Origin of the sequence: Candidatus Levibacter sp. Uisw_134_01, from assembly GCF_047717795.1 — a bacterium.
Lineage (GTDB): Bacteria > Pseudomonadota > Alphaproteobacteria > Puniceispirillales > Marisalimonadaceae > Marisalimonas.
Window position 1 is genome coordinate 752,887 of record NZ_CP159808.1, and the last position, 26,913, is coordinate 779,799.

The 26,913-nt window shown below is 31.8% G+C and carries 28 protein-coding genes; 13 read left to right on the plus strand and 15 right to left on the minus strand.

Translation table 11 applies throughout. From position 1 onward, the window contains the following. The first annotated feature begins 14 nt into the window (after positions 1-14). The 13 genes from ABXT66_RS04055 (at position 15) to ABXT66_RS04115 (ending at position 15,672) form a co-directional block, all read left to right on the plus strand. Positions 15-1,457, plus strand: coding sequence for an NAD-dependent succinate-semialdehyde dehydrogenase (locus ABXT66_RS04055; RefSeq protein ID WP_443644377.1), 1,443 nt, complete (start codon positions 15-17; stop codon positions 1,455-1,457). 129 nt (positions 1,458-1,586) lie between these two features. After that, positions 1,587-2,474 (plus strand): 2-dehydro-3-deoxygalactonokinase, encoded by an 888-nt coding sequence (locus tag ABXT66_RS04060; RefSeq protein WP_443644378.1) that lies wholly within the window; start codon positions 1,587-1,589, stop codon positions 2,472-2,474. 9 nt (positions 2,475-2,483) lie between these two features. Then, positions 2,484-3,116, plus strand: a complete 633-nt coding sequence (locus ABXT66_RS04065; RefSeq protein ID WP_443644379.1) for a 2-dehydro-3-deoxy-6-phosphogalactonate aldolase — start codon at positions 2,484-2,486, stop codon at positions 3,114-3,116. A gap of 30 nt (positions 3,117-3,146) precedes the next feature. Beyond that, on the plus strand, positions 3,147-4,796 hold the full coding sequence (locus tag ABXT66_RS04070) for an NADH-ubiquinone oxidoreductase-F iron-sulfur binding region domain-containing protein (RefSeq protein WP_443644380.1): 1,650 nt from the start codon (positions 3,147-3,149) through the stop codon (positions 4,794-4,796). Further along, the gene (gene fdhF / locus ABXT66_RS04075; RefSeq protein ID WP_443644381.1) at positions 4,789-7,545 is read left to right on the plus strand and encodes a formate dehydrogenase subunit alpha; all 2,757 of its coding nucleotides are present in this window, start codon (positions 4,789-4,791) and stop codon (positions 7,543-7,545) included. Before ABXT66_RS04070 ends, fdhF begins: the two co-directional genes overlap by 8 nt. Before the next feature lie 107 nt (positions 7,546-7,652). Then, a complete protein-coding gene (locus ABXT66_RS04080; protein WP_443644382.1) occupies positions 7,653-8,087 on the plus strand; it encodes a MarR family winged helix-turn-helix transcriptional regulator in 435 nt (144 codons plus the stop codon). 18 nt (positions 8,088-8,105) lie between these two features. Further along, on the plus strand, positions 8,106-9,347 hold the full coding sequence (locus ABXT66_RS04085; protein WP_443644383.1) for an HlyD family secretion protein: 1,242 nt from the start codon (positions 8,106-8,108) through the stop codon (positions 9,345-9,347). Positions 9,348-9,354: 7 nt separating this feature from the next. After that, a complete protein-coding gene (locus ABXT66_RS04090; protein WP_443644384.1) occupies positions 9,355-10,851 on the plus strand; it encodes a DHA2 family efflux MFS transporter permease subunit in 1,497 nt (498 codons plus the stop codon). Between the two features lie 27 nt (positions 10,852-10,878). Continuing rightward, complete coding sequence (locus ABXT66_RS04095) at positions 10,879-11,775, plus strand: homocysteine S-methyltransferase family protein (RefSeq protein WP_443644385.1); 897 nt, start codon at positions 10,879-10,881, stop codon at positions 11,773-11,775. 13 nt (positions 11,776-11,788) lie between these two features. Beyond that, on the plus strand, positions 11,789-12,628 hold the full coding sequence (locus ABXT66_RS04100) for an AAA family ATPase (RefSeq protein ID WP_443644386.1): 840 nt from the start codon (positions 11,789-11,791) through the stop codon (positions 12,626-12,628). 4 nt (positions 12,629-12,632) lie between these two features. After that, entirely contained in the window at positions 12,633-13,820 is a 1,188-nt protein-coding gene (locus ABXT66_RS04105) for a vWA domain-containing protein (protein WP_443644387.1), read from the plus strand. A 19-nt stretch (positions 13,821-13,839) separates the two neighbouring features. Then, entirely contained in the window at positions 13,840-14,358 is a 519-nt protein-coding gene (locus tag ABXT66_RS04110; RefSeq protein ID WP_443644388.1) for a thioesterase family protein, read from the plus strand. A gap of 132 nt (positions 14,359-14,490) precedes the next feature. After that, positions 14,491-15,672, plus strand: coding sequence for a hypothetical protein (locus ABXT66_RS04115; RefSeq protein ID WP_443644389.1), 1,182 nt, complete (start codon positions 14,491-14,493; stop codon positions 15,670-15,672). On the opposite strand, the gene ABXT66_RS04120 is transcribed toward ABXT66_RS04115, so the two are convergent. The 15 genes from ABXT66_RS04120 to ABXT66_RS04190 all read right to left on the minus strand — a co-directional run bounded on the left by ABXT66_RS04120 (position 15,655) and on the right by ABXT66_RS04190 (position 26,853). Further along, a complete protein-coding gene (locus ABXT66_RS04120) occupies positions 15,655-16,542 on the minus strand; it encodes a DMT family transporter (protein WP_443644390.1) in 888 nt (295 codons plus the stop codon). The two genes, ABXT66_RS04115 and ABXT66_RS04120, sit on opposite strands and share 18 nt — an antisense overlap. Before the next feature lie 70 nt (positions 16,543-16,612). Next, entirely contained in the window at positions 16,613-18,238 is a 1,626-nt protein-coding gene (locus tag ABXT66_RS04125) for an electron transfer flavoprotein-ubiquinone oxidoreductase (RefSeq protein ID WP_443644391.1), read from the minus strand. Positions 18,239-18,461: 223 nt separating this feature from the next. Further along, the gene (locus tag ABXT66_RS04130; protein WP_443644392.1) at positions 18,462-18,896 is read right to left on the minus strand and encodes an iron-sulfur cluster assembly scaffold protein; all 435 of its coding nucleotides are present in this window, start codon (positions 18,894-18,896) and stop codon (positions 18,462-18,464) included. Beyond that, a complete protein-coding gene (locus tag ABXT66_RS04135; RefSeq protein WP_443644393.1) occupies positions 18,897-19,028 on the minus strand; it encodes a hypothetical protein in 132 nt (43 codons plus the stop codon). Positions 19,029-19,052: 24 nt separating this feature from the next. Further along, the gene (locus ABXT66_RS04140; RefSeq protein WP_443644394.1) at positions 19,053-19,502 is read right to left on the minus strand and encodes an SRPBCC family protein; all 450 of its coding nucleotides are present in this window, start codon (positions 19,500-19,502) and stop codon (positions 19,053-19,055) included. A 28-nt stretch (positions 19,503-19,530) separates the two neighbouring features. After that, on the minus strand, positions 19,531-21,228 hold the full coding sequence (locus ABXT66_RS04145) for a Na(+)/H(+) antiporter subunit D (protein WP_443644395.1): 1,698 nt from the start codon (positions 21,226-21,228) through the stop codon (positions 19,531-19,533). Further along, entirely contained in the window at positions 21,218-21,448 is a 231-nt protein-coding gene (locus tag ABXT66_RS04150; RefSeq protein WP_443644396.1) for a hypothetical protein, read from the minus strand. Before ABXT66_RS04150 ends, ABXT66_RS04145 begins: the two co-directional genes overlap by 11 nt. Further along, the gene (locus ABXT66_RS04155) at positions 21,445-22,899 is read right to left on the minus strand and encodes a proton-conducting transporter transmembrane domain-containing protein (protein ID WP_443644397.1); all 1,455 of its coding nucleotides are present in this window, start codon (positions 22,897-22,899) and stop codon (positions 21,445-21,447) included. The genes ABXT66_RS04150 and ABXT66_RS04155 overlap by 4 nt, the downstream gene beginning before the upstream one ends. Continuing rightward, positions 22,896-24,389, minus strand: coding sequence for a monovalent cation/H+ antiporter subunit D family protein (locus ABXT66_RS04160; protein ID WP_443644398.1), 1,494 nt, complete (start codon positions 24,387-24,389; stop codon positions 22,896-22,898). Before ABXT66_RS04160 ends, ABXT66_RS04155 begins: the two co-directional genes overlap by 4 nt. After that, positions 24,386-24,799, minus strand: coding sequence for a cation:proton antiporter subunit C (locus ABXT66_RS04165; protein ID WP_443644399.1), 414 nt, complete (start codon positions 24,797-24,799; stop codon positions 24,386-24,388). The genes ABXT66_RS04160 and ABXT66_RS04165 overlap by 4 nt, the downstream gene beginning before the upstream one ends. Position 24,800: 1 nt before the next feature. After that, positions 24,801-25,229, minus strand: a complete 429-nt coding sequence (locus tag ABXT66_RS04170; protein WP_443644400.1) for a Na(+)/H(+) antiporter subunit B — start codon at positions 25,227-25,229, stop codon at positions 24,801-24,803. Beyond that, entirely contained in the window at positions 25,222-25,803 is a 582-nt protein-coding gene (locus ABXT66_RS04175; protein ID WP_443644401.1) for a DUF4040 domain-containing protein, read from the minus strand. The genes ABXT66_RS04170 and ABXT66_RS04175 overlap by 8 nt, the downstream gene beginning before the upstream one ends. Then, on the minus strand, positions 25,800-26,120 hold the full coding sequence (gene mnhG / locus ABXT66_RS04180) for a monovalent cation/H(+) antiporter subunit G (protein WP_443644402.1): 321 nt from the start codon (positions 26,118-26,120) through the stop codon (positions 25,800-25,802). Before mnhG ends, ABXT66_RS04175 begins: the two co-directional genes overlap by 4 nt. Next, positions 26,120-26,386 (minus strand): monovalent cation/H+ antiporter complex subunit F, encoded by a 267-nt coding sequence (locus ABXT66_RS04185; protein WP_443644403.1) that lies wholly within the window; start codon positions 26,384-26,386, stop codon positions 26,120-26,122. The genes mnhG and ABXT66_RS04185 overlap by 1 nt, the downstream gene beginning before the upstream one ends. Further along, positions 26,386-26,853, minus strand: a complete 468-nt coding sequence (locus tag ABXT66_RS04190) for a Na+/H+ antiporter subunit E (protein WP_443644404.1) — start codon at positions 26,851-26,853, stop codon at positions 26,386-26,388. Before ABXT66_RS04190 ends, ABXT66_RS04185 begins: the two co-directional genes overlap by 1 nt. Between the last annotated feature and the right edge of the window lie 60 nt (positions 26,854-26,913).

Below are 26,913 nucleotides of genomic sequence, written 5' to 3' on the forward strand. Positions count from 1 at the left end.
AGGGAGTGCTCACAATGTCACAAGAATATCCAAATACCCAACTATTTATAAATGGAGAATGGAGAGATTCTATATCAAAAGAAACTCTTGAAATAATAAATCCAGCTACAGAAGAAGTTATTGGTAAAGTTTCACACGCAAGAACACAAGATTTAGATATTGCTTTGGACGCTGCTAATAAAGCATTTACCGATTGGAAAAATGTTTCAGCATATGAGCGTTCAAAGATATTGAGAAAAGCTGGTGACATTGTTCGAAGCAGAGCTGATCAAATTGCTAAGTTAATGACCTTAGAACAAGGTAAGCCACTAGTAGAAGCAAAAATGGAAACTTTAGGCGCAGCAGACTCGATTGATTGGTATGCTGAAGAAGGAAGAAGAGCTTATGGAAGAATTATACCTGCAAGAGCACAAGGTGTTTTTCAGTACGTTTTTAAGGAGCCGGTTGGAGTTGTTGCAGCTTTTACGCCTTGGAACTTTCCTTTAAACCAAGTAGTTAAAAAAGTAGCAGCTGCATTTGCCGCTGGATGCACTGCCATAGTAAAAGGTCCAGAAGAAACTCCGGCAAGTGTTGCTGAATTGATTAAGGCATTTGACGAGGCTGGTATGCCTAAGGGGTCTATTAATCTTGTGTATGGCATCCCCGCTGAAATATCTTCATACTTAATAGCTCATCCAGTAATTAGAAAAGTTACTTTTACAGGATCAACAGCTGTTGGAAAGCAATTAGCCGCCCTTGCAGGAACTCATATGAAAAGAGCTACAATGGAACTTGGAGGTCATTCACCAGCTATTGTTTGTGAAGATGCAGATGTTAATGCGGCAGTAAAAATTCTTAGTGCTAATAAGTTTAGAAATGCTGGTCAGGTTTGTATTTCTCCAACAAGATTTTTAGTACATGACTCAGTTTATGATCAGTTTGTTGATGGTTTTGTTAAACAAGCCGAAGCTTTAACTGTTGGAAATGGTCTAGATGAAGGCGTTAAAATGGGTCCTTTAGCTCATGATAGGCGATTAACAGCTATTGAAGGATTTGTTGCTGATGCTGTTGAAAAAGGTGCAAACGTATTAACAGGAGGTAAACGTAAGGGTAATAATGGTTATTTCTTTGAACCTACAGTTATGACTAATGTTAGTAATGATTCAAGAATTATGAATGAAGAGCCATTTGGTCCTTTAGCTCCTATAAATTCTTTCAGCTCTATAGATGATGTAATAGATGAAGCAAATAGACTAAACTATGGTTTAGCTGCTTATGCTTATACAAATTCAGCAAAGACAGCTCAGGATTTAGGTCAAGCTATAGAAAGTGGTCAGGTTTCTATTAATCATCATGGTTTAGGACTTGTTGACACACCTTTTGGAGGTGTTAAAGACTCTGGATATGGTTCAGAAGGAGGGCCAGAGGGACTAGATGCATATATGACTACTAAATTAGTTTCACAAACTGGTTTATAAGTTCAATTAAATAAATATTTAAAAAGCAGTCTTCAAGACTGCTTTTTTTATATCTTATTAAGTTAAATTAAAATAAGTTTAGATTTTATAATGTGTATATATTTTTTTATATATTAATAAGGTAAAAATTTGAATAAATGGATTGCTGTTGATTGGGGTACAAGTTCGTTCCGCGCCTATTTAATAAAAAATAATATAGTTTCTGAACGTATTGAGACAAAAGACGGGATGAAATTTATAAATAATAATAGTTTTGAAAAAACATTTATTAATTTAATCGAAAATTGGTTAGATGATTATCAAACTATTGAGGTCTTGGCTAGTGGCATGGTTGGAGCACGTCAAGGTTGGTCTGAGGCACCTTATCAAGAAACTCCCTGTGATCTAAATAATATTAAATTTATATCACCATTGATAAATGATAATCGTATTGCTCTCAAAATTTTTTCTGGCATTTCACAAATTGATCAACCTGATGTAATGAGGGGGGAAGAAACTCAAGTTGCAGGATTTTTTCATGAAAACCCTAATTTTGAAGGATCTATCTGCTTGCCTGGAACACACAGCAAATGGATTAAGGTAAAAGATCAAAATATAGTAAAATTTCAAACTTTCATGACTGGTGAATTATTTGAAGTGATTTCACAAAATACAGTGCTTATGCATAGTGTTAAATCTAATAAGACTGATCAAGAAGAACTGTTAAAATCAGTTGATCTTATTTTTAAGAACCCAAGTCTTTTTGGAAATGCTCTATTTAAATTAAGGGCTGACGATTTAATAAATTCAAGGAATAAGATTATTTATAAATCTAGGTTGTCAGGTTATTTATTGGGTCTAGAGTTATTAGGGAGCATAGATTATTGGAAGAAAAGCAAGATAGCATTAATAGGAAATAAAGAATTAAACAAATTATATAGCTATGTTTTAAAAGATAAGGTGTCATCAATAGTTTTTTATGAAGCTGAAGATATGACACTCAAAGGTTTAAAGTATTTTAAAGAAAAAATAAAATAAGGATACGTTTTGTTAAATAAGAATAATATATTTAATTCAAGAAGACCTCTAATTGCTATTTTAAGAGGTATAACTCCTCTGGAGGCAGAGAGTGTTTCAGATGTTTTAATTGAGGCTGGAATAAAAATTATTGAAGTTCCTTTGAATTCACCTAAACCTTATGAAACGATTGAAAGAATGGTAAAATTTCATGGGGATAAAGGTATTTTTGGAGCAGGAACAGTTTTAAAAGATGACGAGGTGTCCAAGGTTGCAGATGCAGGTGGTAACATCATAGTTTCACCAAACTCAAATCCTTTAATAATTAAGAAGACAAAGGACTTGAATATGCTTAGTCTTCCTGGAGTTTTTACAGCCTCGGAATGTTTTCAGGCACTAGATGCGGGTGCGGATGGTTTAAAGTTTTTTCCTGCTTCACTTTTGAAACCTAAAAATTTTAAGGCATTATCTGCAGTATTGCCTAATGATATTATTTCAGTTGCTGTTGGAGGTATAGATGAAATTAGTTTTTCTTCTTGGATTGAAGTTAATATTACCGGTTTTGGTTTAGGTTCAAATTTATATAAGCCAGGTATGTTAATAGACGATATTCAAGCTAAAGCAGAAAAAATTGTTAAAGCCTATGATAATACTGTAAAATAGTTCTTATTAAATTGTTAATGTAATAAAAAAATGTCTGATGATTATAAAGAAATGAAAAATAATAAAGAAGATTTAGATTTTTTAGAAGATTTACTTCATCCAATAGAATTAAGACGTGATTTATTAATTGAACATTTACATATAATTCAAGATTACTATGGGTTTCTTTCTGAAAAAAACCTCACACTATTATCAAAATTACTTAAAATCAGTAAGGTAGAAGTATATGAAGTAGCGTCATTTTATGCTCATTTTGACATAGTTAAAAATAATGAAGTTCCTCCTCCTAATATGACCATTAGAGTATGTAACTCATTATCTTGTGAAATTTCGGGGTCTAGCGAGTTAGAAGCTCAATTACTTGAAAATTATAATAGTAAAGAAGTTAGAATTTTAAAAGCTCCTTGTATGGGTAGATGTTTTGCTGCTCCAACAGTTGAAATAGGTCATTACCATGTTGATAATGCAGATATCAATAAAATTAGAGACGCTATAAAAAACAATAGAATAAAGCCAGAAATTCCAGATTATGAAAATTTTGAAAATTATATAAATAAAGGAGGATATAAAAAATTCAGTGAAATTATTTCTAATATAAATGGTGATAATTGGTATGATGATTTAATAAAATCTGATCTCAGGGGATTAGGTGGAGCTGGCTTTAGAACAGCTAAAAAATGGCAACTTGTCTCTAACGAACAAGGTCCAAGATATCTTGCTGTTAATGGAGATGAAGGTGAACCTGGTACTTTTAAAGACAGGCACTATTTAGAAACAGAGCCACATATGTTTTTAGAAGGAATGTTAATAGCTTCCTTAGCCATCTCAGCTGAAAAATGTTTTATTTATATTAGAGATGAGTATCCAGCTATTTTAAAGATACTAAAAGAAGAAATTAGAAAACTCGAAGATAATAATATAATAAGCAAACATTATATAGACGTTCGTAGAGGAGCAGGAGCTTATATATGTGGTGAAGAAAGTGCCATGATTGAGAGCATTGAAGGTAAAAGAGGATTGCCTCGGCACCGACCGCCTTTTGTTGGCCAAGTAGGTGTTTTTGGACGTCCTACATTAGTTCATAATGTTGAAACACTCTATTGGGTGTCTAAAATTATGAGAGATGGTTCACATGTTTTTAACAATACAATTAAAAATGATCGTATAGGTTTAAGAAGTTATTCCGTCTCTGGAAGGGTAAAAAAACCAGGCTTATATCTTCTTCCCTCAGGTTCAACCATTTTAGATATAATTGATTCAGCAGGAGGGATGAGTGAAGGCCATACCTTTAAGGCGTACCAGCCAGGAGGAGCATCCTCAGGACTTTTACCAGCTTCTTTAAATAATGTTCCTTTAGATTTTGATACCTTAAACGAACATAATACATTTATTGGCTCTGCTGCAGTGGTAATACTTTCAAATCAAGATAAAATCAGACAAGTTGCCTTAAATATGATTGAGTTTTTTAAAGCAGAAAGCTGTGGTCAATGCACACCTTGTAGAGTTGGTTGTGAAAAAGCAGTAACTATAATGAATGAACAAGAATGGGACATTGAACTTCTAGAAGATCTTTGTGAAGTCATGGAAAGTTCGTCAATTTGTGGATTAGGTCAAGCTGCAACAAACCCAATTAGATCAAGTATAAAATACTTTCCAGATGAGATAAAAAATCATGCCTGATTTGGTTAAGTTTTTCATTAATGGTAAAGCTGTTACAGCAAGTGAAGATGAGAGTATATGGGAAGTTTCCAAAAGAGAGGGTAATTCTATTCCTCATTTGTGTCACAGTAATAAACTAGGTTATGAAGCTGATGGTAATTGTAGATCTTGTGTGGTGGAAATCAAAGGTGAAAGAACATTAGCTGCATCTTGCATAAGAAAACCGTCTAATGGCATGGAAGTAATAACAAATAATGACAAAGTTGAAAAATCTCAAAAATTAGTCTTAGAACTTTTGTTGTCTGATCAGCCAGAAAAAGAAAAGTCTCATAATCAAAAAAGCCATTTCTGGGAAATTCTTCAGACTAATCAAATATCAAAAACAAGATTTCCAAAGAAAGATTCAAAAATTGTTCCTTCGTTGGATAACAGTCATCCGGCAATGACTGTTGCATTGGATGCTTGTATCCAGTGTGGATTATGTATTAGAGCGTGTAGAGATGTACAGGTCAATGATGTGCTAGGAATGTCTGGAAGAGGGACAAATAGTTACCCTGTTTTTGACTTTGATGATTTGATGGGATCGAGTAGTTGCGTTGGTTGTGGAGAATGTGTTCAAGCTTGTCCTACTGGGGCATTAATGGAAACTGCTCTATTAGATGACAATAATGTTCAAACAGTTTTTCCTGACAAGCACATAAAAAGTTTATGTCCATTTTGTGGAGTAGGCTGTCAGACTAACGTAAGTGTAAAAGATAATTCAATAGTTGCAGTCAATGGAGATAATGGACCAGCAAATGAAAATAGATTATGTGTAAAAGGTCGTTTTGGATTTGATTATATTAACAGTCCATTAAGGTTAACAGAACCTTTGATAAGAATAGATAAAAAATCTAAAGTATGGGATCTAACAATAGAGAGTAAGGATGTTTATAAATATTTTAGAAAAGCTTCATGGGAAGAAGCTTTAGGTTATTCATCGAAAAAATTTAATTCAATTTTGAATAATAACCCAGTTAACTCTTTAGCTGGATTTGGCTCTGCCAAAGGCTCTAACGAAGAAGCTTATTTATTTCAAAAATTAATCAGAACTGGTTTTAAGACTAATAATGTAGATCATTGTACTCGTCTATGCCACGCGTCTTCCGTCGCAGCATTACTTCAATCTGTTGGCTCTGCTGCCGTAACAGCACCATTTACAGCAGCTAAAGATGCAGAATGTATTATAGTAATTGGTGCAAGGCCTGAACAAAATCATCCTGTAGCGGCTTCATATTTAAAACAAGCTGTTAAGAATGGATCAAAGCTAATTATAATGGACCCTAGAAAGCAAAACCTTTCTAGATATGCAACACACCATTTACAATTTAATCCAGGCCAGGATTTATCATTATTGAATGCAATGATTTATACAATCATTGAAGAGGGTCTAATTGATGAAGATTATGTTAAAAATAATACAGAAGGTTTTGAACTTTTAGAGAAAGAAATTAAAAGTTTTAACCCTCAAATAATGGAAAAAATATGTGGAATTAATTCAGAAATTATTAGAGAAGTTGCAAGATTATACGCAAAATCTAAAACCTCAATTATTTTTTGGGGTATGGGTATTTCTCAGCATGTGCATGGAACGCAGAATGCTTTTTGCTTAATAAATTTAGCTTTAATTACAGGTCAAGTTGGAAGAGATGGGACAGGATTACATCCGCTTCGAGGTCAAAATAATGTTCAAGGTGCTTCAGATGCTGGTTTGATACCTATGTCATATCCTGATTACCAAAGAGTAGATATTAATAAAAATCTATCAGAAATGGAAAGTTTTTGGAATGCTACTTTGGATCCTAATGAAGGTAAAACAGTAGTTGAAATTATAGAAGATATATATTCGAATAAAATTAAAGGCTTGTATGTTCAAGGTGAAAACCCTGCTATGTCTGATCCAGATCAAAATCATGCAAGAAAGGCCTTAGCAAAATTAGAACATTTAGTTGTTCAAGATATTTTTATGACTGAAACAGCATGGTACGCTGATGTTATTTTACCTGCATCTGCTCATGCTGAAAAGAATGGAACATATACAAATACTAACAGACAAGTTCAATTAGGAAGAGCTGTTGTAAAGACACCTGAAAATGTAAAACAAGATTGGTGGATAATTCAAGAAATAGCTAAAAGGATGGGGTTAGATTGGAATTATCAATCGCCAAAAGATATCTTTAATGAAATGAAACTAATCATGCCTTCTTTAAATAATATATCATGGGAAAGATTAGAAAGAGATGGTTTTGTCACTTATCCAGTAGAAAGTGAATTTGAATTAGGTCAAGACATTATTTTTAATGATGGATTTCCTACACTAAATAAATTAGCAAAAATCACTCCTACTAAATTAATAATGCCAAATGATGAATTAAGTAAAGAATTTCCATTAGTTTTATCTACTGGTAGATTGCTAGAGCATTGGCACACAGGCACTATGACTAGAAAAGCAATAATATTAGATAAATTAGAGCCTGACCCTATTATTTTCATGAATGAAATTGACAGTAAACTCTATGATTTGGACTTGAATAGGAAGGTGAAAATCAAAACCAGGAGAGGTGAAATGAGTATTAATATACGATTAGATGATGATCTTCTGCCAGGAATGATTTTCTTACCATTTTGTTTTAAAGAGGCCGCAGCAAATATTTTAACTAATTCCACTTTAGATCCTATTGGAAAGATCCCTGAGTTAAAATTTAGTGCAGCTAGTGTTCATCAAAATTAAAATTTAGAAGAAACTTACTTAAATAATTTTTTTATTTTACTTAATTATTAAATATGTTAACTAAATAGTTTACTAGGAAACTAATTTGTTCATTATGGTGGTTTTTTTTGCAAGAAAACTTTGAGGAAAATATAGGATTGTTAATACACGATGTAGCTAGGTTATTGAGAGTATTATATGATAGGCAAATGGCATCCATAGGTCTAACAAGATCACAGTGGTGGCTTTTAACATATCTACGATTTAGAGATGGAATAAATCAGTCTGAATTAGGTGTGCTTATGGATATAGAAAAAGCACCTCTGAGTAGATTAATAGACCGAATGGAATTAAAGGGATGGATCGTAAGAAAAGTTGATGGCAAAGACGGTCGAATTAAAAATATTTATTTATCTGATAATGTTAAGCCACTTATAGAATCTATGAGAAAAAAAGCTGCCGAGTATAGACAGGAATCTCTATCAATCTTGAAAACTGAAGACCTCAAAAAATTAACAGAACTACTTCAAACTCTTAAACAAGATTTATCGTCTAAAATATAATAAAGGAAATTCAAAAAAATGCAGGACGAAACAGATAAAGAAAAGAAATTTAAGAGATTTATTCTTTTAATATTCATTCCATTAATGACGATAATGTTTATTTTAGGATTTTTTTATTCTCTAGGAAGATACATAACAACAGAGAACGCTTATATCAAAGCGCCAATTATATCTATCCAGTCTCAAATACCAGGAAGAGTTAAGACGGTGTTTGTAAAAGATAACCAACAAGTAAAAAAAGGACAAAAACTTTTCAAAATTGATACAGCAAAACTTAAACTTGATTTATCTGAACAGAAACAAAATTTATTAACAATTAAAAAAGAAATAGATAATAGAAAATCGAAATATAACGAAGCAAGAGAAGAAATAAAATTAGCAGAAGAAGAAATTAAATACTATTTGTTAGAAATGCGAAGGGCTAAATCTCTAATTAATGTTGAAATAAAACTTGCTGAAGAAAAAGTAAAGTATCACCAACTAGAATTTAACAGAATTAAAAATCTAGTAAACAAGGGTGTTGGTTTAAAAAGTAAATTGGATGAAGAACAATACTTATACCAATCGGCTATTAATAATTTAAAAGCTGTAAAACTTAATAGTAATTTTGAAGAAATTAAACATTCTTATACATCCTCAAAGCAAAAACTAAATATTATTAATGATAAAGCTAAGACAATTTTAACTACGCTTAATGGAGATGCAGAGTTAAAATTTGAAGAACACCCTTTGTATTTAAAACATTTAAGTAAATTAGAGCAAATAAGTTTTGATATAGAGCAATCTACAATTTTTGCAGAACAAGATGGAATAATTGCAAAAATGAATTTAGAAGAAGGAGAATATATAGATATAGGGAAAGTTCTTTTTGCAATTGTCGATGAAAAAAATGCTTGGTTAGAAGCTAATTTAAAAGAAACAGAACTAACTAATATAAAAGTTAATCAATCAGCCGTTTTTACGCCTGATGCTTATCCAAATAATAGCTGGAATGCAAAAATTGAGAGTATAAGTCCAGCAACTGGCTCAGAGTTTTCAATTTTACCACCTCAAAATTCTTCTGGAAACTGGGTAAAAGTAGTTCAAAGAGTTCCCGTTAAAATAGCTATAGGCTCATCAATTATTAATGAGAATATACAAAATAATTCTAAAAAAGATCTTCGAGTTGGTATGACCGTTTCAGTTACGATTGATACAAAATATAAAAGGGATGTTCCTTTTATAATCAGACCTTTTTCATATTTCTTTGAATTGTTTTGAGATAATATTGAATACTTTAGTAACTGATACTCAGTCATCATTCAAATGGTTCATATTAGCTACAGCTACTTTTGTAACTATGCTTTATGCAATGAATGTAACCATAGCCTCAATAGCCTTGTCAGACATGAGAGGTGCTATGGGTGCAACGCAAGATCAAATTTCTTGGGTTGTGACAGGTAATATTGTTGCAACAGCAATTTTTACGCCTTTTGCTGGTTGGTTAACTTCAAGAATACAAATTCGTACCATTCTTATTTTTAGTGTTTTAGGATTTATTATTTCATCTATATTTTGTGGTTTATCTAACTCTTTAGAAGAAATTGTGATTTCAAGAGTTGCCCAAGGTGTTTTTGGAGCTCCTTTGCCTCCTTTATCACAGACATTAGTTTTAGCAGCATTCCCTGTTAAGCAAAGATCATTGGCAATGGCAATTTGGGGTATGGGAACTATTCTAGGCCCAGTTATTGCGCCGACCATTGGTGGATATTTAGGAGAATTACTTGATTGGAGATGGATTTTTTATACTTTAGTTCCATTTGGGTTTTGTGCTTTATTTGCTGTTATAGCTGTAGTACCTAAAAAGCCAGTTGTTGGAGGTGTATCACTCGACTGGATTGGTTTTTTAGCTTTAGCAAGTAGTGTTGCTGCTTTGCAGATTATGTTTGATCGAGGTGAAAGGAATAGTTGGTTTGAAAGTATTGAAACAATCATCGAGTGTGGAGTAGCTATTCTTGGATTTTACATTTTTATTTTTCATAGTTTAACTTCTAAAAGACCTTTCATAAATTTGTTAATTTTTAAGGATAGAAATTATACAGTAGGTCTAATTCTAATTTTTTTCTTTGGGATGTTAAACTTTGTACCAATGGTAATTTTCCCACCCTTACTTCAAGAGTTAAGAGGTTATCCTCAGTCTGTAATTGGCTTGATATTAGGTATAAGAGGTATAGGAACATTTCTTGGTTTTTTTATAATAGCATTCACTGGAAGAGTTGACCCAAGAATAATCATTTTCTTTGGTTTTTTTATTCAAGCTATATCAGGTTATTATATGTCAACTTTTGATATTAATATGAGTTTCTCAATGATTGCTTGGGCAAGTTTAGTCCAAGGTTTGGGTGTTGGTTTAACGTGGCCGCCGGTCAGTGTTATTTGTTTTGCTACTCTATCAAATAAATATCACGGCGAAGCAACTGCAATGTTTCATTTAATAAGAAACATAGGTTCTAGCTTTTTTATTTCAGTAAGTGTAGCTGTAGTTCTTCACATGGGTCAGGTGAACTTTGAAGAAATTGGTTCTATGGTTTCAATCTGGAATCAAGGAATAAATTTTAATAATTTAACGAATACTTTGAATGAACTAAATATAACAAAACTAACTAATGAATTAAATAGACAAAGTTTAATGGTTGGATATATAGATGCATTTAGGCTATATTCTTGGGTAGCGTTTTTATCAATTCCTTTAATCTTCTTGATAAAAATACAAAAAAAAGATTAGTTAATATTAAAGTGAGATTACATTGATATGGTTAATAATAATATTACACTTTTAGATGGTGGGATGGGACAGGAATTAGTCCATAGATCTTCATTTAAACCCGACAGTTTATGGTCAACGAGGGTGCTATTAGACGAATATGATTTAGTAGTTAATTTACATAAAGATTTTATTAAAGCTGGAGCTGACGGCATTACTATAAATTCTTATGGTATAACTCCACATAGGTTAAAAAGACACAACTTAGATAATATGTTTGTAACTCTTCAACAAAAATCAGTGGCAGCTGCAAAGCAAGCTATAGACGAAATGTCTTCAACTAAAAAGATCCAAATATATGGATGTCTTCCCCCATTAATTGGAAGTTATTATAGGACCGTTGGTATTAATAGAACCGAAGCTGTTGAAATATACAAAAAAATGATTGAAATTCAAGAAAGGGGTGTTGATGCTTTTATCTGTGAAACAGTAACCTCTATTGAAGAAGCACAAATACTTATTGAGGCCACCTCCGAAACCTCAAAAAAAGTAATCTTAAGTTTTACTGTTGATGAAGTTGACGGCACAATTTTAAGATCTGGGGAAAGTTTAGAACTTGCGTTAAATCAGTTTGATAATTCTAAAGTAGATGAATTTTTAATAAACTGTTCACCTCCAGAGTCAATGATTATGTCATTAGAAATTTTAAAAAAATTTTCTAAACCTTTTGGAACTCAGCCTAATGGTTTTGAGACATGCTTGCCTTTAACCCCTGGAGAGAACGTCTCTGTACTAAAAAAAAGAAATGATTTTAATCAAGAAAAATTTGTTAATTTTGTACTCGAATGTATTAATGAAGGTGCATCAATTGTTGGCGGTTGTTGTGAAGTTAGTCCTGAATATATATCGGCTATTAACAACAAAATATTTAATTTGAATAAATAGGAGTTAATTTTTAATGAGATTTAATGGAACTAAAAATTATATTTCAACTGATGATTTAAACATAGCGGTTAATGCCTCTATATCACTTGAAAAACCGTTGCTAATTAAAGGTGAACCTGGAACTGGTAAAACTGAATTAGCAAGACAAATATCTGAAAGCTTAGGATTAGAAATTATAGAATGGAATATAAAATCAACTACGAAGGCACAACAGGGTCTTTATGAGTATGATGCGGTCAGCAGGTTAAGAGATAGTCAATTAGGTGAAAAAAAAATAGAAAACATAGGAAATTATATTAAAAAGGGAAAAATTTGGCACTCATTTGAATCTAAAGAAAGAGCCGTTTTACTTATTGATGAAATTGATAAAGCTGATATAGAATTTCCAAATGATTTACTTCAAGAATTAGACAAAATGGAGTTTTTTGTTTATGAAACTAATGAAACTGTAAAAGCAATTAAAAGACCAATAGTAATTATTACCTCAAATAATGAAAAAGAATTGCCAGAAGCATTTTTGAGAAGATGTTTTTTTCATTATATACAATTTCCAGACAAGGATACGTTAGAAAAAATAGTTAACGTTCACTATCCTAACATCAAAAAACTGTTATTAGACAATGCTTTAAATAGATTTTTTGAAATTAGAGAAACTCCTGGTTTAAAAAAGAAACCATCTACATCAGAAGCGCTAGATTGGATAAAATTATTATTAATAGAAGACATTAATCCTATAGATTTAAAAAGTGATGGAAAAGATATTCTTCCAAAACTTCACGGGGCTTTAATCAAAAATGAACAAGATATTCATCTTTTTGAAAGATTGGCTTTTATAGCAAGAGGAAATAGATAAAGGAATGTTTTTAGATTTTTTTTTCAAATTAAAAAACTCTAGAATACCTGTAACGTTGAATGAATTTTTTACTTTTTTGGAGTCAATACAATTAGATTTTATTGAGTATGACGTAAATAAATTCTATTACATAGCAAGAACTAGTCTAGTAAAAGATGAAAGATTAATTGATCGATTTGACCTAGTTTTTAGTGAATATTTCAAAGGAATTGAATCAATACAATTAGATGATATTTTAAATTCTCTTAATGTACCAAAAGAGTGGGTACAAAAAATGTTAGATAAGTATTTTTCAAAAGAAGAAATGGAAGAAATTAAATCTTTAGGTGGTTTTGATGAATTGATGAAAACACTTGAACAAAGGTTAAAAGAACAGGAAAAACGTCATCAAGGTGGAAATAAATGGATAGGTACTGCTGGAAAATCTCCATTTGGAGCCTATGGTTATAATCCTGAGGGTATTAGGATTGGGCAACATGCAAGGGGTCAAGGAAAAGCAGTTAAGGTTTGGGACAAACGTACCTTTAGAGATTTTGATGATACTAGAGAACTTGACACTAGAGGACTGCAGGTAGCTTTAAAACGCTTAAGACAGTGGGCAAGAACTGGGGTAGAAGAAGAACTAGATATCGATGAAACAATATCTCATTCAGCAAAAAATGGGTATTTAGATGTTAAAACTAGGCAAGAAAGAGAAAACTCAATAAAAATTATTCTGTTCTTAGATGTTGGTGGGTCAATGGATGACTATATTAAGCAAGTGGAGAACTTATTTTCAGCAGCAAGAAATGTGTTTAAAAATTTAAACTTCTTTTACTTTCACAACTGTCTATACGAGGGTGTGTGGAAAAATAATTCAAGAAGATGGAAAGAACAATTTTCAACAACTGAAATCTTTAGGACGTATGGGAAAGAGTATAAATGTATATTTGTTGGTGACGCTTCTATGAGCCCTTATGAAATATTAATTCAGGGTGGAGCTAATGAACATTTTAATCAAGAACCTGGACAAGTCTGGCTAGAAAGGGCTATTACACAATGGCCCTCAAATGTTTGGATAAATCCAACTAAAGAACAACACTGGAATTATTCTCAATCAACTCATATGATCAAAGAAATATTTTCAGATAGAATGGTTCCTCTAACTTTAAAAGGAATTGAAGAAGCTACTAAAATTTTATCAAAAAAATAACTAACTAGAACTTATTAAATTGACTAATAACAGAAATATTCAAAAAGGACATGATGGTCCATACAAAACTCCAATTATTCTCTCTGAGAAAATAGTTCTTAAAGAGTGGATTGATTATAACGGCCATATGAATGTAGCTTTTTATACTCTTGCTTTTGATAATTCTCTAGATGAGTTTCTTGAGAATACTCTTGGCATAGGAGAGACCCATGCTTTACAAAACAAACAAGGTCCTTTTGTGCTTCAATCTCATTACCATTATCTAAATGAAATGAGCTTGGATGAAAAATTTAATGTAAGGTTACTAGTCGTTGATTGTGACGAAAAAAAAATGCATTTATGCCTTGATATTTTTTCTATAAAACAAAATAAAGTTATTGCTGTTAGTGAGACAGTTTTAATTAATGTAAACTTAGCAATACGTAAAACAGAAAAATATCCCATATGGGCTTATAATAGACTTCTGAAACTCAAAAAAACTCATCAAAACGGACAATTTCCTTCAGTCTTAGGAAAACCTATTGGTTTAAAGAAATAAAAAATTATGATTTTCAAACTGATATTAACGATATTTTGTTGGTTATCTGTATTACCAATTGTTTATGGTTTTAATTTTGGAATTTATTATAATTACTCAATTATATCTGTTTATGTCTTGTTGTTATTTTTAATGTTTATCTTTTCAAGACATATTACGAAAATCATTATCATGCTCTTGTTTGTTGTTACTTATTTGATTTTGCCTAATCTACCAAGAGAAGAAGAACTTGCAAGGGCAGGGAACTTTTTTATTATTTTTGCTGCTTTTCTTCCAAGCTTATGGTTATTAAGAGCTACAGCTATAACAATGCCATCAGTAGAAAAAACACAAAAGCTTTTGTCTGAACTTATTTCTACGAAGATACTTTCAGGTTTACAGGTAACATCTCACATACTTGGTGGTGTTTTAAATATTGGAACTTTTCCATTATTATCGTCGGTGATACCGCAAAATGCAAAAGATGAAATAAGGCAAGCTGCAGGAGAAGCAGCTATAAGGGGAATGAATACAGCTGTTTTATGGTCTCCGTTCTTTGTAAGTTTTGCAGTTGGACAGCTTTATTTACCTTCTAATTCAGCGTGGTTAGGCATAGCCTTTGGATTATTAGTAGCTTTGTTGTTTAATATAATAAGTATGAGATTTCTAATTGGAAAGTTGACATTAGGTTATCTTTTAGAAGCCATATCTTGTGTAAAACCAATTTTGTCAAGGCTATTAATCTTATCTGGATCCGTTCTATTTGTTGGACAAATATTTAATAAAACTGCCTTGAATGCGATTGTGATAGTTATTCCTATTTTAGTGATTTTTCAGATGATGAGGCGGCCTGAAACTACCAAATTCATTATTCAAAATTTGACTCGTTTGATTAAAAATTCTGGTGATGAAATGTTGTTGATATCAGTTTCAATGTTTTTAGGTTCGATACTAAGCGGATCAACTGAAATCCAAAATTTTATTAGTTTAAATATTGGTGAGAATTTCCCTTTCTGGATTATGATCATTTTACTCCCATTTGTGGTATGGTTTTTTGCTTTATTAGGAGTGCATCCTATAATTACTTCAGCTCCTATATTATCATTGTTTGGGCCTTTATTATCTGTTTGGGAAGCTGCTTTCTTAATGCAGGCTCATTTAATTGGGTGGTGTGCTGGCACGGCTAGTAGCTTTACCTCTCTTTCAGTATTAACAACTGCAGAAAATTTTAAAATTTCTATTAAAAAATTAATAATTGGACCCAATTTAATAGCAACAGGGTGTTTAACTCTTTTTGGATCTATTTTTCTGATTTTGTTAAATTACTTTTTGTAAGACATCATTAGTAATTTTTTTTCCTAATACGTGTTCTCTATAAGAGACATAACAAACACATATCATAATTACAGTTCCACCTATAATAACATATAGATCAAATTGTTCGTCAAATAAAAACAAACCAACCATTGAAGCCCATACAAGCTGAAGAAATAATATTGGTTGAGTTACAACCATTGGAGCTGCTTTAATAGCTTGTGTCATTGTTATATGGCCAATGGTAGCTATTAATGCAGTAAATGCTAATATTAATAACGCTTCTAGAGATATAGGTTCCCAGCTATATATTGCAGAGGGTATCAAAAAAAATGTTGTAAAAACTGATAACATTGCAACAATTTCAGATGATGAACGCTCTTTTGATACTATCTTAGCTATTAAATATGAGGCAGTAAATACAACTGTAGCCATAAGCATTCCAAACTGACCACTTTCAATCACCTTAAAACCTGGCCTTAAAATAATTAAGGCTCCAACAAAAGATATTATGACTGCTGTAATTCTATGTTTATGAAGTTTTTCTTTCAAAAAGATACAAGCCCCAATTGAAACAAAAATATACGTAAGAAAACCAATCGCTGTAACTTCTGCAACGGGCATTACAGACATAGCATAAAACCATAAAGTTACTCCAAATGAGTGAACTAATCCACGCAACAAAAACTTATTCATTAATGGTTTATTTGGTTTAACTTTTATTAATGTTATTAAAGATGGAGTTAACAGCAAGGTTCCAATTGCATATCTCAGAAAGGCAGCTTGTGGAGCAGGTACTTCTCCTTCTAAATACCTTACTGTAGCAGTAACGCCGACAAATAAGATAGTGGTTAACACCATCCACATAATTCCAATGATAGATTGATTCAAAATATAAAGCTTCCTAAAGTTATTACCATGTTAACTAAATTTTACTTTTAAGTCTAATAACTTTTCTAAATTACATGCCTTGATAGTTTGGGCCACCACCACCTTGGGGTGTTATCCAATTTATGTTTTGAGTTGGATCTTTAATATCACAGGTTTTACAGTGAACGCAGTTTTGTGCATTTATTTGAAGTTGAGGTTTGTTATCATTTAGAACTATCTCATAAACTCCTGCAGGACAATAAAGTGTCTCAGGATTATCATACAATTCTAAATTAGTCTTTATTGGTACATCTTCGTTTTTTAGAGTGAGGTGACATGGCTGATTTTCTTCATGATTAGTTCCTGAAAAAGACACATTAGTTAACCTATCAAAACTTATAATATTGTCAGGTTTTGGATAATTTATTTTTTCATGTTTATTTTTATTTTCTAAACTTTCATGATCAGTTCCATGATGATCTATGGTCCAAGGTGCATTACCTCTAAAAATATAAGTATCTAATGCGCTATAAACTATAGCTTTCCAGAAGCCCCACTTGAATGATGGTCTTATATTTCTAACTTTGTATAACTCAGACCATACCCAACTATTCTTAATCTGATCCTCAAAATTTGATATTTCATCCTTTGTATCAATATTTTCAAGAATAGTTGATGCTGCTATTATACCTGATTTCATAGCTAAATGTGTTCCTTTAATTTTAGGTACATTCAAAAAACCAGCCTCACAACCTACGAGCATTCCACCTGGAAAGGTTAATTTTGGTAATGATTGTGTTCCACCTTCATTTAAAGCTCTTGCGCCGTAGTTAATTCTTCTTCCACCTTCAAGAATTTTTTTAATCTCAGGGTGATGCTTAAAGCGTTGAAATTCCATATAAGGTGATAGATAAGGATTTTTGTAATCTAGCCCAACAACAAAACCAATTGAAATTTTATTTTTATCTAAGTGATAAAGAAAAGAACCACCATAAGTGTCACTTTTTAAAGGCCAACCTGTTGTATGAAGAATACTTCCAGGTTTACTTTTTTCAGGTGAAATCTCCCATAACTCTTTAATTCCAATACCATAAGTTTGGGGTGAACTTTCTATATCAAGGTCAAATTTTTTAATTAAAATTTTACCTAAATGACCTCGACAACCCTCTGAAAAAACAGTTTGCTTTGCGTGTAATTCTATTCCTTGTTCAAAGTTAGGACCTTCACTTCCATCCTTTAACCTACCCATATCACAAGTAGCAATACCAATGACTTTATTTTGCTCGTTAAACAAGACTTCTGATGCAGAAAAACCTGGATATATTTCAACTTCAAGTAACTCTGCTTGTTCAGCTAGCCATTTAGTGAAGTCACTTAAACTTATTATATAATTCCCTTTATTATGCATTTGAGGAGGTGTTGGTAATTGATATGATTTTGTTTCAGTCAAATATAAAAATTTATCATTATTTGCTTTAGTTTTTAGGGGACAATCTTTTGTTTTCCAATCAGGTATAAGTTCATCAAGGGCTTTAGTTTCAATTACCGCGCCTGATAAAATATGAGCTCCAACTTCAGATCCTTTTTCGACAACACAAACTGATAAATCTTTATTAGCATCTTTACTTAATTGTTTTAATTTTATTGCGGCACTTAAGCCGGAGGGACCCGCTCCAACTATTACTACATCATATTCCATTATTTCTCGATTACTCATAAACATCCCTTTAAAACATTTAATTATATTACTTAACAAAAAAAAATATACAGGTACTAGTAATTTTTGTTTTTTTTTAATAAAAGATAATCATTAAACTTTAATTTTGTATAAAGGTATCAAAATGAATCCAGATGTCGGTCTTATATTACTAATATTATATCCAATTGTTTTAGTCGGGGCAGTAGTACTATTTGGTAAGTTCTCTGTGTCACCAGATTAATTAATTTTCTTTATTAGTAGATTTCAAAGATTTTATTGTTGCTTCAAACGGCATTGTTATACATGTATGCCTGTTTGATATCTCTTTTATAGGCAGGAATATTTCAAGCTCTTTAGGTAGAGAGCTATTTATTTCTTGACCATTATTATTTAACCAAAATAAGAACTCTTTCATAAAGTCATTGTGAGGTACTGAATTGTTTTTAAATAATTGTACAACTAATCCAGCAGATGCTTCACATAGTGCGCAACCTCTCACTATAGCTGAGATATTGTTTATTTTTTTATTTATTAGATCAACCCTGACTTGAACTTCGTCCCCGCACATTGGGTTTTTCATATTAAATGAACAATTATAATGATCTATAGCAAAACTTTTTTTATTTTCTGCAGCAAGTTTTAAAATTTTTTCTTGATATATAGATAAAGTATTCAATTATTGATTTACCAATAATAATACTACACTTGCCACTGCTATTGCATAAAATACATATAATAAAACATGTGTGTTTTCATATACATTTTCAGCGGGAATACCCTCAGGTAAAGTTTTTTTATCTTTTTTCATAATTTCCTCTCATTTTAATTAAGTTTAATCTTCTTTGGCTTCAAAGTTTTTTACAAAATTATCAAAAAATTTTCCAGCAAGTTTTTTTGATGTAGAATCTATTAACCGAGACCCAAGTTGAGCTAATTTGCCGCCAATTTTAGCGTCTACATTATACTTTAATAGCGTTCCATCGTCATTTTCTTCCAATGTTACGTTTGCTCCACCTTTGGCAAAGCCAGCAACACCGCCTTTACCTTCTCCAGAAATTCTATAACTTTCTGGTTCAATTATGTCAGACAATTCAACTTCACCTTTAAATTTTGCAGATACAGGACCAATTTTAAGTGCCACAGTAGCTTTTAAATGTTGAGAGTCTATGGCTTCCAATTCAGTGCATCCAGGTATAGATGCTTGAAGTATAATGGGATCGTTAAGTGCTTTCCAGACTTCAGTTCTATTTGCAGGTATTTGATGTTCCCCTGACATTTCCATAGTACTAAACCCTCAGTTATTATTTTAATTAAAAGAAATATACTTGCGATAATATTATTACTAAGAAAACAGTAAAAATTTGTATGACTATTAATGTATCCGGACCAGCATCTCTATCAAATACTTTATTATTTAACATATAATTATAAAAAAATAATTTAAATTTTGAAAATGTAGAATTAATTTTATTCTCTAATTTCTGGTTACCTTTGTTAATTAATTTTAATAGGGGTAGTAATACTCCAGGTAACATTTTCCTATATATCCAATCACTATTTAAGACTGTAGAGTTAAGCTCTGGAGGATAAATTTTAAAATGCCACAAACATATAAATGCAAAAGCAGCGAATGTTAATAGCTGTAATTGTCCGACAACATGACTGAAATCATAAGGTTCATATATTATTTCATATGGTAATATTTGATAAAACATTGTTGGAAAAATACCAATCATTATACATAACGCAGAAGCTATTATCATCGCCACAATCATATTTTTTGGAGCTTCCTTAGTTTTAATACCACTTTCATGTGCAAAGAATGCAAAGAAAGGTATTTTTATACCCGAATGATGTAATACGCCTGCGGATGCAAATAGAAGCATGAAGTAGACTAAAACTAAACCTTCTTTTCCTAATGCTGACATAATTAGAGATTTTGCAACAAAACCGCTAAATAAAGGAAAAGCTGAAATTGATATTGCTCCTATTATAGTACATACTGCAGTAATAGGCATATATTTATATAAACCTCCTAATTCAGAAGCCTTACATGTTCCAGCCCGATAAAGGACTGCTCCCATACCCATAAATAGTAATCCTTTATATAAAATATGGGCAAAAGCATGAGCAACAGCTCCATTTATAGCTAATTCTGTGCCTATGCCAATTGCAACTATCATAAAGCCAAGCTGATTATTTAAACTATAAGTTAAGACCCTTCTCAAGTCATTTTCAATCACAGCAAAAAATATTGGATAAAATGTCATTATCGCACCAATTGCAATTAAAATTTCTGTTCCAGCAAAACATTTAGCAAAACAAAATATTGCCAATTTAGTTGTGAAAGTTGAAAGGGCAACGGTTCCAATTTCAGAAGCTTCAGGATAAGCATCTTGTAACCATCCATTTAGTAAAGGAAAAGCCGCTTTAATTCCAAAAGCAATAAAAATTAATTGACCATGAAGAGTATTAATATCAAACTTTGTAAGAAGAACGTTTCCGTCATTTAACAATAGAATAACAGCACCAGCTAACAAAAACATGCCTGAAATAACTTGGATTATTATGTACCTTACAGCTGATTTATATGATCTTGTTGAATTACCAGCTAATATAAGAAAAACTGATGTAAACGCAGTCGCTTCCCACCAAACAAATAAAGTAAGTAAGTCACCAGCATGTATTGCTGCTATTGCAGCTCCACTATAACTTATTATTGAGACATGCTGTTTCCAATGCTTTTCGTGAGCGCCATAAATAACATTCAAAGCAGCAGCAATATGAAAAATAATTGCAAATGGAAGTGTCAGAGCATCAGACTGAAATAAAATAAACTCATAATCCATAATATTTATAATTGAATGAATTCCAAATCCTAAAGTTAGAGAGTAGGACGAAATTAAAATTAAAATCATCATATAAACTTGTCGGATTATATGTGGTAAAAATGGAACTAGTAGTGCTCCAAGGACCATTATGAAACCAGGAGGTAAACTACTTATCATAATAATCCTCATCTTTCATAAGAAATGCTCTTAAGCTTACACCTAATTTGAAAATTACGATGCAAGATATAAATCCAAAAAAAGCTGGAAAAAAGAGAAAGTCTTCTATTGATGTTTCACCATATCTATGGCCAACTAATTCCAAGACACAAAATAATATACATAAAAAGAGTACAGACGTATTAATTTTACCAAATTTTTGAAATAGTAATTTGATCATTTTCCCACCATTAAAGAAGCTAAGTTTTGAAAAGGTTCAATAAAGAAGAATAATAATATTGTTAAAAAACATGTCATCAATGTTGGTATCGTTATTAATAATGGCACTTTAGCTGTTATTTCTTTTTCTTTCTTAAAGAAGAAAGCTCTGGCAGGTATTTCTAATAAGTAATAAACGTTTAAGATAGTAGAAACACAAAAAACAGCTATGACAAAAAAATAACCACTTTCTGCAGCACCTAGCATTAAAAAAAACTTACTCCAAGAACCTCCCATAGGAGGAACACCAATTATTGAAAGAGAACCTATAAAAAAGGCAATGAAAATTAAAGGCATAGATTTACCTTGACCATTTAATTCTGAAATATTTGATAATTTTGCTCCAACATAAATAGCACCTGCAACAAAAAATAAAGTAATTTTTCCTGCTGCATGAGTGACAATATGTAAAGCTGCACCTTGAGTTGCTAGGGAAGAAGCTAGAGCACCTCCTAGAGTAATATAAGATAGTTGGCTTATAGTAGAGTAAGCTAATCTTGCTTTAATATCATCTTTATAAATAGCAATAACACTTGTTGTTAAAAGGGTAAAAGAAGCTAGTCCAATTAGCCAAAACGATGCTCCTGTTTTTGATAAAAATTCAATTCCAAACACATTAGTTAAAACTAAAAGCATTGTAAAAACTCCAGCTTTTACAACAGCTACTGCATGTAAAAGAGCTGATACTGGAGTAGGGGCAACCATAGCGGCAGGTAACCATTTATGAATTGGCATAAGTGCAGCTTTGCCAATTCCAAAGACAAACATCATAAGTAAAAATGGTGCATATTTAGGATCAATTTTTCCATCTAACACACCATTTTGCGATATTTCAAGAGAACCGGTAATAACCCATACCCATATAATTGCAGGTAGAAGTAAGATAACTGACGAACCAAACAAAATAGACATGTACAAACGACCAGCTTTTTGAGCCAGTTCGTCTTGTTTATGTGTAACTAATGGGTATGTTGAAAAGGTTAGAATTTCATAAAAAATGAACAATGTTAAGAGGTCACCAGCATAGGCTATGCATAAAGCTGCGTGAACTGCCAAAGCATAAAAAGTTGAAAATCTGGTTTGACTCTTTTCTTTATTGCCTCTCATATATCCAACTGAATAGATTCCAGCAAATATCCATAATACTGAAGCAACTAATCCAAATAAAGCTCCTAAGGGTGTAACTGTAAAACCAATAGAAATACCTTCAGCAATTTGTAGGAATTCTAATTTAGGTTGTTCACCGTCTAATACAGCTTGTACCAATTTTATAGAACCCCATGAGCTCACAAGTCCTCCAATTGGGCCTAGTAAATCTCTTAAAATGGTTCTACCAGAAAGAAAAGGTGTTGTTGTACATACTAAGAGAGGGGGAAAGACAGTAATTAAAATTAAATATTCAATAGGGATCATTTTGAAAATCCCATTAGAGTATTTGCTGCACCTTCACTACTATTCACAATTAAGGAAGCGTCTAAACCAAAATAAATATTTAAAAAAGTTATAATTAAAAGAGAAATATAGATATAAGGATTTTCATTGATTATTATTTTTTTTATATTCTCATGCAGCCATAAAGCTTCAATCATTTTCCATAAATAAATCAGTGATAATGCTGAACTAAACAAAATAAGAAATACTATCCAAATTCCCTCTGAGCTGATAGTCGCTTTTATTAAATATAATTTTGATATGAAACCGGCAGTTAGTGGGAGTCCTGCTAAGCTTAAAGAACATAAAATAAAGCAGAAAAAAGTGATAGGCATTTGTCTACCTAATCCTGACAAATTATTAATTGTAACTCTTTTTTGAAGGTAATAGCCTATCGAAGTTATCGCCATGAATAAGCCACCTTTAATTAGAGCATGATTAAACATATGAATAAAACCTGCTGCAATACTAGCCTTTGAACCAATTGAAAAAGCAAGAGTTATATAGCCAATTTGAGCTATAGAAGAATGAGCTAATAAACGTTTTATGTCCTTTTCATAAATTGCCATTATTGTTCCAGCAAACATTGCTAATATTGATAAGGGAAGTATTACATAATTAAGAGTAATAATTATTAAATCATCTGAAATGTTGAAAATAGAAAATAATATACGTGCTAAAATGTAAAGTGACGCTTTTGTTGCAGTTGCAGCTAGTAATACTGAAACAGCTGAGGGTGCATATGAATAGGCTCTTGGTAACCAAATGTGAAGTGGAAAAACTGCAGCTTTGACCATTATTCCTGTAATCATAAAACCAAATCCAGCTATTAAAGCTCGGTTATTATCTATTTCTTTAAGTCTATTAGATAAGTCTTCTATATTTAAGGTTCCAGTTATGCTATATAACAAACCAACACCAATAACATAAAGAGTTGCTCCAACGGCACCTATAACCAGGTAATTATAAGCTGCAACTAAAGCTTGTTTATCTTTTTTTGCTCCCATTGCAACTAAGGCTACAGAAGCGAGAGAAGAAATTTCTAAAAATACAAAAAGATTGAAAGCATCTCCAGTTGTAACTAGTCCTATTAATCCTGCTATAGCTAACAGCCACAAACTATAAACTTTAGAAATTGAAGATTGACCTACTTCAAAAGGCATTAACTTATAAGAGAAGATAGTTGATAATAGACTAATAGAACTAATAATTATAATTGGAATTATTGAGACCTTGTCTATTACGTATTCAATTCCCAAAGGAGGGGCCCAGTTTCCTAAAGCATAGGATATGTATGTCTGTATTTGAACTTCTTGAAAGAGTAGTATTGATAAAATAAATGTTAACACTGTAGTTAATAGTGTTAAAATCCAACTAATAAAAGCGTTAGAAATAAGCACTACGAATAGTGACATCATCAAAGGACAAAGAACTACTAAAATTGGAAGATTTTTAATTAAAATATCTGTCATTTTACAAATTTCGATTTTAATTTTTTACTTGTTTCTATTTCATCATGATAATCAACTAAATCTTGTGCAGATATGTCATCTTCTTCAATGCTCCCATATTCTGAATTTATTCTTAAAACTAAAGATAAACCAAGAGCAGTGGTAGCAACCCCAACCACAATTGCTGTAAGGATTAATACATGAGGCAATGGGTTAGAATAAACTGTATCAAGCGCTTCATTTAATATTGGTGGTGTTGCACCAGCAATTTTACCAAAGGTGATGTACAATAGAAAAACTGAAGTTTGAAAAATAGCTAATCCTACTATTTTTTTCAAAAAATTCTTTCTTCCTATAACTAGGAACAAGCCAATCATCATTAACAAAAATACGATCCAATAGTTCCATATACCTATAGATGAAGAGATCATTTTAACTTGCCTTTCCTGATTTAAAACCAATAAAGGCATTAAATAAGGCTATCATCACGTTAGAAACTGTAAGTCCAACACCAAATTCAACTAGTAATATACCAATATGCTGTCCTGATTGAGGAGTTGAGCCCAGTGGGTTATAAGATAAAAATTCTTCGCCAAGAAAGATCGACGCAATTCCAACCCCACCGTAAATAATACCTCCTAGTGCTAACAACAATAGATTTATATTTGAAGGGAAGAGTTTCTTACCTTTTTCTAATCCAAACACAATCGTATATAGTATGAAGGCGCTAGCAACTATAACTCCAGCCTGAAACCCTCCGCCAGGACCAAAGTCACCATGAAATTGGACGTAAAGACCGAATAAAATTATTGGTGCAAATAGTATTTTAGTACAAACTCTTAAGATTGGATTTTTATGCATTTCGACCAACCTTCTTCTTAATTTTAGATTTAGTGTCTTTGGAGAATTTTTTGTTGTTTTGTAATAGAACTAAAACAGCGATACCTGCTGTAAAAACAACAATTGTCTCACCGAAAGTATCGTAACCTCTGTAACTGGCTAAAACAGAGGTAACTATATTAGGTATACCAATATCATTGCGTGATCCTAATATATAGTCAGGAGCCACATGTTGATGAATAGGTGAAGAAACTAAGCCTATTTGGGGTAGGTCATAGCTACACCAAATTAATATAGCACCTAATATTATGCATGATAGAGCTGGAATAAATTGATTATCAATAGTTTCTTCTTCTTTTTTAGGCAAATAAGCCATTGCTGCTAAAAATAATACTGTAGATATTCCTGCACCAACTGAGGCTTCAGTAAATGCAACGTCGACTGCATCAAGAGTTATAAACATCAATGCTGCAACTAGAGAATAGGCGCTAGTTAATATAACAGTAAAAATAACAGTTCTTGTTTTAAGAAGCGCAATAGCGATAGCAAGCATTACGGTAACTAAAAAAGCATTTATAATTAATTCAGATATCATAAAAGTTTGCCAATCTTTTTACCTACAGGTATTAGTTTTTTTTGGCGAGCTAAATTAGCTGTTACATGACTTGTAACAGGACTAGTAAAAAAAATAAAAATACCAATTAAAATTAATTTCACTGTAATTAGAGACCAACCAGATTGAACAATCATTCCGAGCAGAAAAAATGCTGTGCCTCCTGTGTCAATCATACCTGCAGCATGTATTCTTGAAAAAACGTCAGGAAGCTTTATGAGGCCACAAGCTCCAATAATAATAGACATAGAACCTATAAAAAAGAAAATTCCTGTAATGATGTCTTTTATAAATTCCATTATTTTTTAACATCCCCTAGAGACCCAGTACTAAAAAGCTTTAAAACTGCTACCGTTCCAATAAAATTTATTAAGGCATAAACAATAGCTATGTCGAGAAACTCTGGCCTTCCAGTATAAAAGCCATGAAGAGCAATTCCTATAACTATTATAGTTCCTAAAGTGTTTATAGCTAAAACTCTGTCAAAAGTAGTTTTTCCTAAAATAATTCTTATCAATATTAAAATTCCAGAAATTCCACATGCGATAAGAGCCGCTAAATACATTAGATATCTCCCTCTAACCACTTAACTTTTTTATCCATTACATTGCTTCTTACGTCATTTCCAAAGTCTGAATTAAGAGCGTGCACTTCAAATTTATCTTCATTAATTTGTGTTGTAACAGTGCCTGGCGTAAGGGTAATTGAATTTGCGTAGGTTACTTTAGCAACGTCAGTATTCTGGGAAGATTTAACTATGAATATTTCAGGGTTTATATCACCAGTTATTATTGCTTTGGCGGTGCCAATATTAGAGTTAAATATTTCTTTGAAAAGCCACAAAAGGTAATTTAACAATCTTGGTAAAAAAAACAAAGGTAGACCTTCGTCATCAATTAAGTTAGCTCTCTTTGCTAAATAGACACAAAAAAGACAAGATATTACTCCAAGGCTTGTTATCAAAAAGGTATAATGACCAGACATTAATAGCCATAGACTTAATAAAATAACAAAAAGTAAAAATGACTTCATAATGTAAAAAAACCTAACTTTAGAATTTATTATTTTTAACTAAAGTTAGGCTCGATTTCA

Excerpts from the sequence above, each read along its gene's own strand:
- ABXT66_RS04055 (WP_443644377.1), top strand. The coding sequence starts at position 15 with ATGTCACAAGAATATCCAAATACCCAACTATTTATAAATGGAGAATGG.
- ABXT66_RS04070 (WP_443644380.1), top strand. The coding sequence starts at position 3,147 with ATGTCTGATGATTATAAAGAAATGAAAAATAATAAAGAAGATTTAGAT.
- fdhF (WP_443644381.1), top strand. The coding sequence starts at position 4,789 with ATGCCTGATTTGGTTAAGTTTTTCATTAATGGTAAAGCTGTTACAGCA.
- ABXT66_RS04085 (WP_443644383.1), top strand. The coding sequence starts at position 8,106 with ATGCAGGACGAAACAGATAAAGAAAAGAAATTTAAGAGATTTATTCTT.
- ABXT66_RS04095 (WP_443644385.1), top strand. The coding sequence starts at position 10,879 with ATGGTTAATAATAATATTACACTTTTAGATGGTGGGATGGGACAGGAA.
- ABXT66_RS04100 (WP_443644386.1), top strand. The coding sequence starts at position 11,789 with ATGAGATTTAATGGAACTAAAAATTATATTTCAACTGATGATTTAAAC.
- ABXT66_RS04105 (WP_443644387.1), top strand. The coding sequence starts at position 12,633 with ATGTTTTTAGATTTTTTTTTCAAATTAAAAAACTCTAGAATACCTGTA.
- ABXT66_RS04115 (WP_443644389.1), top strand. The coding sequence starts at position 14,491 with ATGTTTATCTTTTCAAGACATATTACGAAAATCATTATCATGCTCTTG.
- ABXT66_RS04125 (WP_443644391.1), bottom strand. The coding sequence starts at position 18,238 with ATGAGTAATCGAGAAATAATGGAATATGATGTAGTAATAGTTGGAGCG.
- ABXT66_RS04135 (WP_443644393.1), bottom strand. The coding sequence starts at position 19,028 with ATGAAAAAAGATAAAAAAACTTTACCTGAGGGTATTCCCGCTGAAAAT.
- ABXT66_RS04140 (WP_443644394.1), bottom strand. The coding sequence starts at position 19,502 with ATGGAAATGTCAGGGGAACATCAAATACCTGCAAATAGAACTGAAGTC.
- ABXT66_RS04145 (WP_443644395.1), bottom strand. The coding sequence starts at position 21,228 with ATGATAAGTAGTTTACCTCCTGGTTTCATAATGGTCCTTGGAGCACTA.
- ABXT66_RS04150 (WP_443644396.1), bottom strand. The coding sequence starts at position 21,448 with ATGATCAAATTACTATTTCAAAAATTTGGTAAAATTAATACGTCTGTA.
- ABXT66_RS04155 (WP_443644397.1), bottom strand. The coding sequence starts at position 22,899 with ATGATCCCTATTGAATATTTAATTTTAATTACTGTCTTTCCCCCTCTC.
- ABXT66_RS04160 (WP_443644398.1), bottom strand. The coding sequence starts at position 24,389 with ATGACAGATATTTTAATTAAAAATCTTCCAATTTTAGTAGTTCTTTGT.
- ABXT66_RS04165 (WP_443644399.1), bottom strand. The coding sequence starts at position 24,799 with ATGATCTCTTCATCTATAGGTATATGGAACTATTGGATCGTATTTTTG.
- ABXT66_RS04170 (WP_443644400.1), bottom strand. The coding sequence starts at position 25,229 with ATGCATAAAAATCCAATCTTAAGAGTTTGTACTAAAATACTATTTGCA.
- ABXT66_RS04175 (WP_443644401.1), bottom strand. The coding sequence starts at position 25,803 with ATGATATCTGAATTAATTATAAATGCTTTTTTAGTTACCGTAATGCTT.
- mnhG (WP_443644402.1), bottom strand. The coding sequence starts at position 26,120 with ATGGAATTTATAAAAGACATCATTACAGGAATTTTCTTTTTTATAGGT.
- ABXT66_RS04185 (WP_443644403.1), bottom strand. The coding sequence starts at position 26,386 with ATGTATTTAGCGGCTCTTATCGCATGTGGAATTTCTGGAATTTTAATA.
- ABXT66_RS04190 (WP_443644404.1), bottom strand. The coding sequence starts at position 26,853 with ATGAAGTCATTTTTACTTTTTGTTATTTTATTAAGTCTATGGCTATTA.